Here is a 14050-nt window from a genome sequence, read left to right on the forward strand (position 1 = left end):
CAGGCACCCCGAATGAAGGAATCCCAGTGAGACGCTTCCTCGTCGTCGGCTGCGGCGGCTCCGGCGCCGTCACCCTCGCGTACATGATGGATCAGCTGCGCTCGGACCTCGCCAAGGTCGGCGTGAACTCCATTCCCAGCGGCTGGCAGTTCGTCAGCATCGACGTGCCGAGCGCGCCCGGCGGCCTGCCGAGGGGACTGCGCGACGTGCGCGACGACCGGAACGGGGACTACTTCGGCGCCGCGCCGCAGGGCGAGCGGTACGGCGTCCTCGACAACGCGCTCAGTCATCAACTGAGCCAACGCAACAAGCTCGACACCATCGCGACCTGGGCGCCCCGCGATCCGCGCGCGGTGCCGGTTCCGGTCACCAACGGCGCAGGCCAGTACCGCGCGGTCGGGCGGATGATCACGCTGAACCAGGCCGCGGGCATCTCGCAGCGCCTCAAGCTGGCCTGGGAGCGCCTGACCACCAACGACACCGCCACCGAGATGCGCGAGCTGTCCTTCCCCGGCAGCGGCGCGTACAACCACGAGGCGTCCCCGCTGGTGCTCGTTGTCTCGTCCATGGCGGGCGGGTCGGGCGCCTCCATGACGCTCGACGTGTGCAGGCTGCTCACCCAGGTCGACCGCGGCCCCGACCCGCGCACGATCGGCGTGTTCATGGTCACCGCCGACGTGTTCGACCACCTCGGCCCGACCGCGACCTCGGGGGTGAAGGCCAATTCCCTTGCCATGCTCGGCGAGATCATCGCGGGCCAACTCGGGTCGGCCTGTGACCACGACGTCGACCTGCTGACCGCGCTCGGCGAGCAGCGCGGCGCGGGCGAGCCGGTCCCGTTCGCGCGGGTCTTCCCGGTCAGCCGCACCATGGGCGCGGAGGGCACCCCGTTCGGGGACGGCACCCAGTCCGCGATCTACCGCGGCCTGGCCCGCGGGCTGTCCGGACTCATGATGAGCGACACCGCCTCCAACCAGTTCGTCGAATACGACCTCACCAACGCCGCGGCGGGCATCGCGGGCGAACGCGAATTCGTCGGCTGGGGCGCGCAGTACTGGAACAACCTGCCGTGGGGCAGTTTCGGGTTCTCCAGCCTGAGCATGGGCCGCGACCGCTACGGCGAGTACGCCGCGCAGCGGCTGGCGCGCAGCTGCGTCGACGTCCTGCTCGACGGACACGCCGACCCGAGCAGCCGCGCCTCCGACGACCAGCAGATCGACGCCATCCTCGACCACCAATGGTCGACGGTGTTGCGCCGCACCGGACTCGGCACCTTCGACGCGCAGGATTCGAGCGTGATGGACTGGCTGACCACCGTCCTGCTCCCGCCCGCCGACCTGGTCCCGATGGTCGACCATGTGGTGCGCACCGTGCTGCGCCCGGCGATCCCGGCCGCCGACGGCCGCCACGCCAAGCAGTGGGTGCCCGACGTGCATCGCGCGCTCAGCGACGAGGAACTGCGCAAACGGCTGCGCAAGGCCGCCAACCGATGGGCCGACGTGCACGCCTTCATCTGGTATCCGGCGATGGTCGCGGCCATCGAGGCCGAGATCTCCGAAGCCGTCGCGGCGATCGGGCTGCCCTACGCCACCGCCATGCGCAACCGCTTCGCCGCGCACTTCGCCGACTACCTGCGTCCCGGCGCCGAGGATCTGGCCAAACTCATTCCCTCCGACATCACGGATCTGCCGCGCGATGCCAGGAAGCGGATCAACGACCTGCGCGGGCAGATCCGACTGGGTGAACCGGTCGTGAAGGCGCTGGTCGACGATCTGCGCCCGCGCATCGAACAGCAGATCATGGCGGCGCTGTCGGGCAAGGTCGCCGCCATCGCCGCGGCGATCGTGCCGGAGATGCTCAATCCGCTGCTCGAGGCCATGAACGAACCGCAGACCCAGCTGCGCAACGCCCGCCGCAGGCCGGAATCGGATGTGGGACTGGCGACCCTGGCCACCGATCAGTACGCGGCGTGGCCGACCGACGACGCCATCGTGCCGAAACGCTTCGTGCAGGCCAACAACGAGGTGATGCTCACCACGTCCACCGAATTCGCCGAACAATACGGCCGTGACCTGCCGCGCGCGGTGGTCGAGGAAGGCGCGGCGCCGCCGCCCCTCGCTACCGCGGTGCGCACCGCGACCAGGACCGTGATCACCGGACTGTGGAGCACCATCGACGGCACCGAGGCGCCCGGGGTGCGCGAACCGCTGATCCAGCGCACCGCCGACTGGCGTCCCAAGGTGTTCGTCGTCGACCCGACCACCGACGAACAACTGCCCCCGCCCTCGACCGCGCGCTACGACCTGCGCCTCGGCTCCGGCGAGATCCTGCACCGCGCAAGGGCTTTCGTCGCGCGCACCGGGGAGTCCTTCGACCGCTTCATCCAGGTCAGCCTGCGCGAGTTCGTCTCCGACCGCCGCGAACGCGAATCGGTGCTCGCGCAACGACGCGACCTCGTGGTGTCCCGCTTCGTAGACGCGCTGCGGCTGGCCAGGCCGCTGACCAATGTCAACAACGACGCGCTCTCGGTGCTGCATCCGCGCGAGACGCTGAGCTTCCGCTTCAAGTTCTCCGAGATCCCGTTCGCGGACATGTCGATCGCGCAGACCCTGAAGGCCACCATCACCAGCGACACCGCGATGGCGTTCACGGTGCCGATCGCCTTCGACGGCGCGCTCAGCAACGAGGACGGCCTGACCCGCATCGACCTGTTCGGTTCCTTCCCGAACTACTCGCCGCTGGTATTCGGTTCGGTGCTCGACCCCGCCGCCCGCCAATGGGATCGCTCCAACAAGTCGCAGCGCATCGAGTTCTGGAAGTGGCGGCGCGCCAGGCCGCTGCCCGCCGCGCTGCCCATGCACGACGCCGAACGCCGGGCTATGGTCGCGGGCTGGTTCCTCGGCCTCGGACTCGGCCTGCTGCGGCTGCCCGCCCCGCCGCACGACCAACCGGTCCGGGTCTGGGATATCGCCGACGGCAGGTGGCGCGACTTCCCGCACCCCATGCTGACCCCACCCGATCAGCTCGTCGGCCCCAACGACTGGCTGCCCGCGGTGCTGGAATCGATCCTGCTGGCGATGGCGCACTCCCACGACGCGCCCGTACTCGACTCGATGCGGCCCTACCGCGCGCTGCGGGCGATCTACGACGACTCGCTCTACGACCCGGTCAACTCCAGCATCACGACCAGATCCGCCAACACCCTGGTCATCGAATGGCTGGCATCGGGGGTGACCCGTTCGGGCACACCGCCCGTCGACGACATCGCGAGCGGCTCGGATCCGAAACAACGCGCGGACGCACTGATCCGATGGTATTCGGGGGTGCGCGAGTTCTGTGGCCGCGTCTACTTGCCGCGCGGCGTCGACGGCGCGGCGGGCGGCGGCCAGTTCTCCACCATCGGCAATCGCGAACTCGCCTCGCAGACACCACTTTTCCGCGATCTGGCGCCCGACGTGCACCACGTGCTCGGCACGCTCATGACACTGGTCGAGAGCTGCGTGCCGCTCGCGCGGGCCGCCGAGTACCCCGACCGCCCACAAGCCGGTTCCGCGTCCGGCAGCCCGCAAAGCGGAGGGACGTTCTGATCATGCGCACCGTGACGTTGATCGCGGCGCCGCCGGGATCCTCCGCGGCGATCCGCGATGTGCTGACCGACCTGTCCGCGGTGGGTCTGGTCCGCGAGTTCTACTGGCTCGACAGCGCGGACGGCGCCGCGGTCTCCGGCTCGTCGGTGGTGCACCGGATCCGCGCGGGCCGCCGCCACACCGAACGCATGGCCGACATCCTCTCCGACGCAACGCCGGTGGCGCACCTGACGCTGTGCGTGCTGATCACCACCGTCGGCGGCGACGGGGCCATCGACTGGCAGAGCGAGAGCGAACTGTCGGACTACCTGCACGAGCACGGCCGAGCCACCGAGACCGTGACCCGACTGCGGGCGCTGATCCCACGCCCCGGCTCCCAACTGCCCAAGGGCGCGACGGCCGCGTTCGACAGCAGGCACAACATCGTGATCGCCCCCGAGGACGCCTACGGCCCCGCCCTCGGCCACGAGTCGCTGCGCAGCGACCACCCGGTGCCGGTGGCCCGCTACGCCGCCCCGGTGCTCGCGGCGCTGTGCGGGCTGTGGACCACCGTCGACCACAGCCCGCTGCGCGAGATGCAGGCGCCGCCGGGCCGCACGCTGCGGGTCGCGCGCTCGTTCTACCGACGCCTGGACTGCTCGGCCGTGGCCGAGCGGCTGCGCGCCGCGCTGTTCGACACCGACGGGCGCCTGCCGCTGCCCTTCGACCAGATGGACCCGGTCCGCCGGGTCGCCGACGTCGGCCAGCAGAACCAGCGCATGGCCGAACAGCTCTGGACCAAACACCAGCGGCAGCTGGTGAAACCGATGCAGCCGCGGCCGGCCGAAACCGGTCCTCGGCCCATCGGCGGACGCGCGATCCTGCGGATGTTCCTGTCGTTTCTCTTGGCCTCGCTGAAACGAGTTCCGAGCACCTGGCATCAGCGCTACGTGGACGAACGCGCCATCGGCACCGCCCGCCTGATCGAGAGCGTCGTGCTCGGCAGGCGCTCGGCCTATCGCGTCGTGGTCAACGGACTCACCGCCGACGGCCATACCGCCCGCGCCACCGACTACGGCCCCGCCGCAGGACAACTCGCCGCCGCGCTGCAGGACCCGCGCCTCGGCGTCACCAACGGCGTCGGCACCTCGGACCTGTCCACGCTGTGGAAGGACTACGCCTCGGCCGCCTTCACCCTCTGCGACGGCCAGGAACGCTCCGACCAACTGCCGCCCGCGCGCGTCGGCGGCAACCGCGCCGTCATCTCCGACGCCGCCGAGGTCATCCGCTCCCCCTCGGCCATGTTCACCGTCGAACCGCGCTCGCTGGCCGACCATCTCGGCGTCGCCGAGGTATCCCCCGCCGACCACGCGACCGTCGAGGAACTCGCGCGCAGGTTGCGCCACCTCGACTCCGATCCCACCCTCAAATCCCATGCCGCCGCCGCGAGCGCCGAACTCGAACGCTGGCGCGGCGGCCTGCACCGCACCTTCGGCGTCGCCTTCGGCGCCAAGATCTCCGCCGAACTCGGATATCAGCTCGGCGAGGTCCGCCGACTCGTCAAGCGGATCGAGGACGCCACGAAAGCCGCGACCACGGAATCGAGGATCCGCGCGGGCGGCCTCCGACTCTTCCTCGCCCGCTGCGTGCTCGTGCTCAGCCCTGTGGTGCTGATCCTCGCCGTCGTCGGCGCGGTGCGGGAATGGTTCGACCTCGAAACCGCGCTGTGGGTCGGCGGCAGCGCGATATTCGCCTTCCTGCTCGCCGCGTTCGCGCTGTTCTGGGTCGCCGAACGCGACCGATTCCGCCTCATCAACCGACTCCGCGAAGTCTCCGACACCGTCGACCTGGACAAACTCGACCTCGCCACCGCCCTCGGCAACGTCGAACGCCTCGGCCAGGCCGCCGACCAGCATCGGTCCTGGTCCGACATCCTCGGCACCTACCTGGCCGACCCGCTCGGCCGCACCGGCCCGCCGCGGCGCCGTCCCGCCCGCATCAGCTGGGGTCTGCCACGCACCACCGCCGTCGGCTCGGCGCGCGTGCAGGAACACGAGGTCGACGAGGTCGCCGCCGAACTGCGCACCCGCCTGTTCGGCGTCGGCTGGCTGTCGACGCCGTGGAACCGGATCCTCGCCGGCGTCGGCGACCAACTCGGCCCCGCCGCCCAGGACATCCGCCGCCGTCCCGAACTGATCCTGTCCGAACCCGGCGCGGGCACCGGTTCGGCCCTCGACGAATGGGCGCGCCGATTCAGCCGCGACGGCGTGCCCGACACCGGCGCCACCGCCATGTGGTCGACGGCGCTGCACGAACTCGGCTCGGGCCCGGCGCGCGACCGCATGGTCCGCGACGTCGAGTACTTCGAGAACGGCGTGGCGCGCATGGTCTCGGTCGACCACTTCCGCGCGGGCGTCGGCGCACGCAAGCCCGCCGCCGACGGCCGCTTCGACACCGCGCTGTTCACCGACGTCGCGGTCGCCGGGTGGAAGACCAGGACCACCGACCGACCCGCGATCGACTTCGTGGACGACGAGCTCGGCTGGGTCGCGGTGACCACCCAGTTCAGCGACGGCCTCGCCGTCGACGACCTCGAAATACGCGGCGAAGTGACCGATCTCGGGTCGTCCGGGACATCGACATTCTGAAGGAGGACACCGACGTGAAAGCCCTCGACGACCCCATCCTCGAAGCTCTGCACGCGTGGCGCGACGACCAGATCACCCTCGGCAAGCTGCGAGCCGGTGCGTTGAACAACAGCAAACTCACCCAGGTGCTGCGCTCCGGGTACACCGACGCGGACGAGATCGCGGAAATTCTTCCGGATTCGGTGCAGTGGGCGGCGGCGCACCTGGCACGCATCCTGGCGCTGCCACGCCCGATGGCCGCGCGCGAGGAGAAACCCGCCGCTCCCGCGCCGGACCCGGTCCGCGCCGATCACGACACCGCGTCGACCGCCGCGCCACCCATCGGCGGCGACTCGGATTCGGTTCAGGTTTCGGGTCTTTCGGTGCAGGCGACGGCCACGGGACACCGATTGAGCTGGCCCGCGGCCGGTCCCGGCGCCGACCGGGTGGTGCGGTATCGGGTCACCGCTCTCGATGACGAGGAGCCGTACCGGGCCGACGGGGGACGCGTCATCGGCGAGACCGACTCGAACGAGATCGTCGACACCGCGCCGCTGATCAACGCGGTGCGCTTCGTGGCGGTCTGGCGCTTCGGCGCGGACACCGTCGAGCAGGCCGACGCTCGACCCGCCGTGGCCGTCGCGCGCGGCCACATCACCTGCGCGCCAGTCGGATTCACGATCTCGACCGACCACGGGTCGGTGGCGGGGCAATGGTCGACGCTCGCGCGGACCCGCCGGGTGCGGGTGTACCGCGAGCCGGTCGAGGCCGGGGTGCGGCGCGCCGAGGAGCCGTACCGGATCCTCGCCGACCAGGACAATCTCACCGGGTTCACCGACACCGAGGCCGTGCCCGGCGTCGAATACGTCTACCGCGCCGTGAGCGAGATCGACGCGGGTGAGGGCACGATCCTGTCCGAGCCCGTCTTCGCCGAAGCCGCGATTCCCGGTGATCTGCGACCGGTGACCGACCTCGCGGTGACCGAAACCGTCGACGGCGAACAGATATGGCTGGATCTGGCCTGGACCCCGCCGCCGACGGGCACGGTCAGCATCTATCGGACCGCGGCGAAACCACCGCTGTCACTGAGCGAGGAAGCGATGGACCGCGGCAGCATCAGCAGTACCGCCATCGCGCCGGACGCCCGACTCGACGACACCAGCCTGCTTCCGAATCCCGTTGTCGCAGGCGTGGTCTCGCGCATGACCAAGATCGCGTGGCCACAGAACTGGGTTTTCGTGCACCTGACGCCGGTCACCACGGTCGGTGACCAGGTTCAGGTCGGCGCCACCGTGACGGCGGTGCGGGACGGGTCGATCCGCGCCGCGCGGATCATCGAACGCTGCGACGAGCAGTTCATCACCTTGACCTGGCCCGAAGGAACCGACGAGGTCCGAGTCCACCTGGCCGATCAGCACATCCCGGTCGAATCCGCGGTCGCCGAGCCCCCCGATTCGGTCATGCACGCCGCGGGGTACGACCGCGACGGCGGGTTGCGGCTGCCCGACCCGCTGCCCGCCCGCGGCTGCGCGGTCCACCTGGTGCCGGTGACCTATTCCGGCGGTCTGGCCAGACCCGGCGCCGTGACCACCGTCGCCTATCCGGGACTGCTGCGAGTGCGCTACGAGATCGGCTTCACGACCGACAAACGCCGCGAACGTTGGCTCGTCGTCAAACTCGCCTCCGAACTCGACGTCAACCCGGCGCCGCCGTTCGTCCTCGTGCATCGCGAGGACCGGATTCCCCTGCACCGCAAGGACGGCCACCGGTTCACCGAGTACCACTACGACCAGAACTCCGGGCCCGCGCGGATGGAGGCCATCCACCCGATGGAGATGCGCCGCGCCGACGATCATCTGATCTGGCGGGTCCGCATCGAGGACCGCCGCGGCTTCGTTCGGCTCTTCGCCGACATCAATGTCGAACACCAGGGACTGCTCGCGCTGCTCGACCCGCCGGTGCGGACGCTGTGGATCACCGATCCGCCCCGAGGCCGCTGACATGACGAGCTTCGACACGCCCGCATCGGGCGTCGGGCGCTTCGGCGCTCTCACCTATACCTCGTACTCCGCGCCATCCAACCCGGGTGCGCCGGGTCGAAGCGGCTGGCAGGTCAAGGAGCAGTCGGCCGACATCGACGACGTCGAGACGGCGTTGCTGACCGGCTGGGTGACCAGGACATTCGACCCCGTCGAGCCCATCCCGCAGTATCCGACGGCGGCCGACATCGCGGCGTTGCCGCGCAGTCTCACCTATGTGCGGCTCGACGCGGCCCGCGCCGTGCACAGCCACACCGCACCCGCGGGTTCCGACAATCAGGGCAGGCCGGGAAATGTGTTCGCGCACCTGTTGCTCGACCGCGCCGTGCACCGCGGCGCCGCGCACCGCAGGCCGATCGACCTGTGGCGGTCGCCGGATTGGCTCACCCCCTTCGGACAGACCGACGTGGCGGCGGCCACCCTCGATCCGGCCACACCGTGCCCGCACCCCACCGACGCGGTCGGACGCCGGGCCGTCCTCGACTTCCTGCTCGGCAGCCAGACCCGGCGGATCACCACGCTGTGTCTGCTGCTCGACGCGGTGGCGCACTGCCTGCGCGGCGGACCTCGCATCGTGCTCGCCGTCGACGATCCCGACACGGCGGCGCTGTGGATCGCGGCGCTCACCGCGTTCACCTCGCCCGCGTGCGCGGCGACCATCAGCTGGTCGACCTTCGTCCGCGCGGGCGAAGTCGACGCGGCCCTCGCCCGCGGGCTGCACCTCGTCGCGATCCCGACCCGCGACACCGCCGCGCTCGTCGACGACAATCGGCGCGTCGTGGTCGACACGAGCGACACCGCGCGATCCGCGCGCCGAGGTGAATTCGGCACGGCGCCGCATCGCACGGCACGCGGGGCCGAGGTTGAGGTCACCGAATGGTCGGAATTGGCCGAAACCGCGCTCGTCGACCACGCCACGGCCGACGCCGTGCTGGGCGAGTTGGACACGATCACCGACGATGTCCGCGACCGGGCGCTGCTCGAGCCCGCGTGGCCGCTGGCGATGGCGGTCGCGGCGAACACCGACCTGCGCGAGGCCCATCGCCACGCGCGGCAGGTGATCGTGCGCGAGACCCGCGTGCGGCTCTCCGACCACCCCGCATTGCATCAAAAGGTCCTCGCGGTCATGCTTCCCGGCATCGGGGACAGCGCCGAGGACGCGTGGCGGGTGCTCACCGCCCCGGATGTGGCGCGTTTCCTCGACCCGTCCACCCGCGACCTGGTGTGGAAGATCTTCGTGGACAGAGCGCTCGACGAACCCGCGTGGGTCGCGGCGGAGCGTCGGTCCTACGCCGTTTCGCCGCCCGTGCTGACCGAAGCCGACACCGCGGGGATCGCCGAGAAGGTGCGCACGGCGGCACGGCGGCTCGCGATGCGGGCGGACACCCACCGTCGAAACCTCGCCGCGGTCGCCGAGATCGCGCGCGCCGCCTTGCGCACGCTCGAGCTGTTCGAACATCTCGGCCCCGCTGGGCGCGGCGCCGACGACACGATGATCGATGTCCTCGAACAGACCCTCGGTCCCGTGCTGCTCGATCGGCCGCGCGGCCTCGAATTCGTCGGGGACTACGGACCGATCGACGATCACGTCCGCGCCGCGTTCGTGCAGCCCGCGATGGCATCGGACCGCGACTTCGATCAGCCGCTCGGACAGCGTTTCGCCGATCAGGTGGCCGACTGGCTGATCGGACCCGCCGTCCCCGATCTGGCGGCGCTGCGCCGCGATCCCGATCTGATCGCCTCGCTCCCCTACCACATCGGCGCGGACCGGATCTTCCGCAACCTCACCGGACCCCGATCCCGGTCGGGCTGGGCACAGTACGCGCCGATCGCGCTCATGCGGGCGCTGCACGAGGCGAGCGCGCCGCACCGGTTTCGCCCGACCGATATCGCACCGCTGTTCGAGGAGCACTCGAACATCACGGATCTGGTGGCGATCGACCGAGGGTACGGCGGCGTCGTACCGATACACCTCTACCATCGCGCGCTGGTGTCGGCCGCGACAACCGAGGAACTCGACGAACTCGCCCGCCACATCCTCCTACGCGCCGGATCGGATCCCGACCCCGACATCGCGCTGCGGGCGACGGCGCCGAATCCCGGACTCGACGCGCTGACCGAGTCATGGGCCGAATTGGCCAGGGTGAACTGGCACACCGTGCGACGCGACGATCTCGATCGGTGGTCCGCGGTATTCGTCGACCACTACTCGCGCCCCGATTCCCGACCGCCCGCGGCGCTCAACTTCAATCTCGGCATCGCCTACCTGCTGGCGCGGTCCACCGAAGTCGAGCGGCGGACAACCGTCGCGGCTCCATTGCGTCCCGACCATGCGGCGGCCGTGATCGACGCGGTGGCCGAGAACTGGAACGCGACCGTCGCGATACTGCGCAGACTCGTCGACCACGTCTGTCTCGATGCCGCCTGGATCTGCGGACTCGCGGTCGTCACCACGTTCGAACCGCTGGCCTCGGCGTCGCTGAGTACGCAGGATCCGTTGCGCAGCCTGTACGGCGACCGTGGCGAAACACTGTTCGAAGAAGTCGCTCGGAACCTGCTCGAATGCCCGCATCGCTGGGGCGCGCCCGCGACGACGGACCGGTTGGCCGACGCCGTGCGGCGGCAACTGCGGGCGAACGGGAACGATCGACGTTTCGACAAGACCGACCTGCGCGAGTTCGCAGGCGAATGGCGAGACCGGAGCACGCCGCGAGGAGTCCGAGTGTGACCACCTACTTTCTGGACCGAGGCGGCCGAATGACGCTGCCCGGCAACAAATTCCATCTACGTGTCGACGGCGCGGGCGGGCGCGTGGCCATCGACGTCACGCACCGGGATCACCAGGGGCTCAGCTCGGGTCGCCGAGATCGCGCCACCGTCTCGCGGATCACCCAGCGCACGATCATCGCCGCCGTGCCCGGCGACGGGGCGCCGGTCTTCCGCGACGGAGCAAGGGTCGCGCTGTTCATCGAGTCCGACGACGAGCACGGATCCGAACCGCTGACGGTCGAGGTGGTCCAACAAGACGTCGGCGCCACGTTCCGCGCCGAATTGGCACGGCTCACCCCGGTCGGCAACCGCATCGAACTCAGCGTCCGCGCGCCGGACCAACTCTCGCCCCGCGCGCTGGCCGCCTTCCGCACCGCGCACGAACTACTCGGCGCCCGCACGCGTCCGCATGCCGTCGCCGACGAGATCGACATCGCCATCGACACCACCGCGTCGATGGCCGCGCGGCTCACCGACGGGTCGATTCCGGCCCTCGCCGATCTGATCGCGGGGGTGAGCCGGGCCGCCGGATGCGATCTGCGCGATGTGCGATTGCTCGGCCCGCTCGCCGACAGCATCGCCGCCGAACCGCTCGGCACCCTCGCCGACCGGGTGGCGGCCGTCGTCGGCGAGACAGGCGTCGGCATCGGGCGTTCCACGGGGGTGGCGGAATCGGGCAACGGAGACGACGTCGTCCTCGTGGTCACCGACGCACCGCCGGTCGAGCGCCTCGACACCGGGCCGGGAGTGCGGCATCTGGTGTTGAGCGAGGAACCGATCGCCGCCGACGCGCCCGCACAGACCGGAATCGTCCCCGCGCACCTGACCGCCACCGCCGTGACCGCCCCCACCGTGCCGGATCAGGATGCCGCCACCTTGCGACACCTCGTCCGCGGACTGCTCGCCGCGTTGGCGGCCCGAGCCTGAGGAGTATCCCGATGACCAAATGCCCGTTGTGTTTCCACACGCTGACGCCGGATCGGATCAGCTGGATGTCCACCTCCGGCGAGGCGACCGCGGACCGGATCGCCACCCGCTACGCCGGTTTCCCCGTCAGCTCACGCACCATCGTGGAAGCGCACAGCAAGAAGCGCGGTGCTCCGGTCCCCTCCCGCGACGCGGCGATGACGATGGTCGGCTCCGAAGTCCAGGAAGTATGCCCGGACTGCCACCATCCGCTTCCCGAGCGCTGGCGAGACCACGACACCGTCTGCATCGCCATGGCGGGCGCACGCGCGACCGGCAAGACGATCTACATCGCCGTTCTGGTGCGCGCGTTGCAGATGGCGGGAGAACGCCTCGGCCGCGTGGTCGAGCCGCACGACCAGCGCACCGCAGAGAGCTACGAACAGTTCTACGAGACCATCCTCTACAAGGAACGGCGAATGCTCAGCGGCACCATCTCGCTGGCCGGACGCACCGCCGCCGACACCGATCACGGCACCCTGGTGTTGCGCCTCGGGCATTCCGGCGGCAGGCAACAGTTGCTCGTGATCCGTGACGTGGCGGGTGAGGACCTGCAGAATCGCGCGAACGCGAGCGAACAGTGGACTCGGTTCTTCGGTCACGCCGACGGCGTCGTCTTCATGTTCGATCCGCTGAAGGTCCCGAGTGTGGAGAATCAGCTACGCGGACTGATCCCGCAGGCGGCCCCCGACACCAGCCCGCCGCTGACGGTATTGCAAACGGTGCTGTCGATGATCGGATCCAACAACCCGCGACTCGCGGTGGTGCTCTCGAAATTCGACGCGCTGCACGAACTGCGGAATGTGCGTGGATCGGAATGGAGCACCGTGATGAGCAATCCCGGCGCCGGATTCTCGCGCGATCCGAGCGCGAACCGCACCGGCTACGACGAAAACGACGGCGAACTGGTCGACGCCGAAGTGCGCAGCCTGCTGACCATGCTGCGCGCCAAACCGATCATCGACGCCGTCGACTCACCGCACACCGGCGCGCGGTTGAATTCGCGCTTCTTCGCGGTGTCGGCGCTCGGCGCCCTCCCCGCGGGGCAGCGGGTGTACGAGGGCGGCATCTCGCCGTTCCGCTGCCTCGACCCGGTGCGCTGGATTCTGGACGGAGCGGGCGTATGGAACTGACCACGACCCGAGAGGGGCATTCGGCATGACCGACCTCATGATCCGCGCGGGAATCGTTCTGCTGCTCGGCGTGAGCTGCGTAGGGCTCGGATACTTCGTGCGCGTACTGCAGGTCCTGCGCGAGGAGCCGCGGCGGCGATCCGAGCCGCGGCACGTCGCGGCGCACCAGTCGGGATCGCCGTGGGGCGGATACTCGCAGCCCGACACCCGCACCGTCGAGATCATCAAGGAAGTCCCCGATCCACAGCAGGCGGAGCGAATCGACGAGCTCGAACACGAGATCAACGGCATCGTGTACGGACTGATCCGCGCCTACAACGTCAGTGAGACCGAGCGGACCAGGCTGCAGATCCGTCAGGTGCTCGAGACCAGCGAGGTCTACCCCTTCGACGCGGAGGCAGGCGAGATATACACCGAGCACGGTGGCCGCTACGACGCGGTCGAGCATCGCCTGACCGAGCACGCGAACCACGATCGTGTCATCGCCGAGTCGATCCGGGTCGGCTGGGAGGACCGGGCCCGTCGCATATGGCTTCCCGCCGAGGTGGCGGTGTGGACCACCGACCGCTCCCTCGGGCGCGCACCCCAGGAGACGATCCGATGAGGTTCACGATGCCGTCGTTCGCCGTGCGTCCCGGCCCCGCCCTACTGCCCGCCGTCGGCGCCACCGTCTGTGGAATCGCCGCCATCGCGTGCGGTGTCACACTCGTCGTATACGTCCCGACATCCGAAGCCGAAGCCCCTGCGCCACCACCGATCTCGCAGACCGCGCCACCGACGACCACGCCCGAACCCGCGCCGCCGCCACCGCCACCACCTCCGCCGGTGGAGACTACGGAGGCCACGACGACGCCACCGGCTACGACACCCGAAACCCCGCGACCGCTGCCCGCACCTCCAGCCCCCATCCGCACCCCACTTTTCCCTTTCTGACCGCATATCGGATAGGC

At 70.0% G+C, this 14050-nt stretch carries 8 protein-coding genes; all 8 read left to right on the forward strand.

The window, feature by feature from the left end:
- Positions 1-26: 26 nt before the first annotated feature.
- From IT779_RS25350 to IT779_RS25385, 8 genes are read left to right on the forward strand one after another with little or no spacing between them, the layout of a single operon-like run.
- Positions 27-3587 carry a tubulin-like doman-containing protein gene (locus IT779_RS25350; protein WP_196151906.1) on the forward strand — a complete coding sequence of 1187 codons (3561 nt, stop codon included), beginning with the start codon at positions 27-29 and terminating at the stop codon, positions 3585-3587.
- A gap of 2 nt (positions 3588-3589) precedes the next feature.
- Entirely contained in the window at positions 3590-6214 is a 2625-nt protein-coding gene (locus IT779_RS25355; protein ID WP_196151907.1) for a hypothetical protein, read from the forward strand.
- Between the two features lie 14 nt (positions 6215-6228).
- A complete protein-coding gene (locus tag IT779_RS25360) occupies positions 6229-8193 on the forward strand; it encodes a hypothetical protein (RefSeq protein WP_196151908.1) in 1965 nt (654 codons plus the stop codon).
- A 1-nt stretch (position 8194) separates the two neighbouring features.
- Entirely contained in the window at positions 8195-10960 is a 2766-nt protein-coding gene (locus tag IT779_RS25365) for a GAP1-N2 domain-containing protein (RefSeq protein WP_196151909.1), read from the forward strand.
- Positions 10957-11928: a hypothetical protein gene (locus IT779_RS25370; RefSeq protein ID WP_196151910.1), complete on the forward strand. Its 972-nt coding sequence runs from the start codon at positions 10957-10959 to the stop codon at positions 11926-11928. Before IT779_RS25365 ends, IT779_RS25370 begins: the two co-directional genes overlap by 4 nt.
- Positions 11929-11939: 11 nt before the next feature.
- On the forward strand, positions 11940-13100 hold the full coding sequence (locus IT779_RS25375) for a TRAFAC clade GTPase domain-containing protein (RefSeq protein ID WP_196151911.1): 1161 nt from the start codon (positions 11940-11942) through the stop codon (positions 13098-13100).
- 25 nt (positions 13101-13125) lie between these two features.
- Complete coding sequence (locus IT779_RS25380) at positions 13126-13704, forward strand: hypothetical protein (protein WP_196151912.1); 579 nt, start codon at positions 13126-13128, stop codon at positions 13702-13704.
- Positions 13701-14033, forward strand: coding sequence for a hypothetical protein (locus IT779_RS25385; protein WP_196151913.1), 333 nt, complete (start codon positions 13701-13703; stop codon positions 14031-14033). Before IT779_RS25380 ends, IT779_RS25385 begins: the two co-directional genes overlap by 4 nt.
- Positions 14034-14050 lie beyond the last annotated feature (17 nt).

It is taken from the genome of Nocardia bovistercoris, from assembly GCF_015674855.1.
Classification (GTDB): Bacteria; Actinomycetota; Actinomycetes; order Mycobacteriales; family Mycobacteriaceae; genus Nocardia; species Nocardia bovistercoris.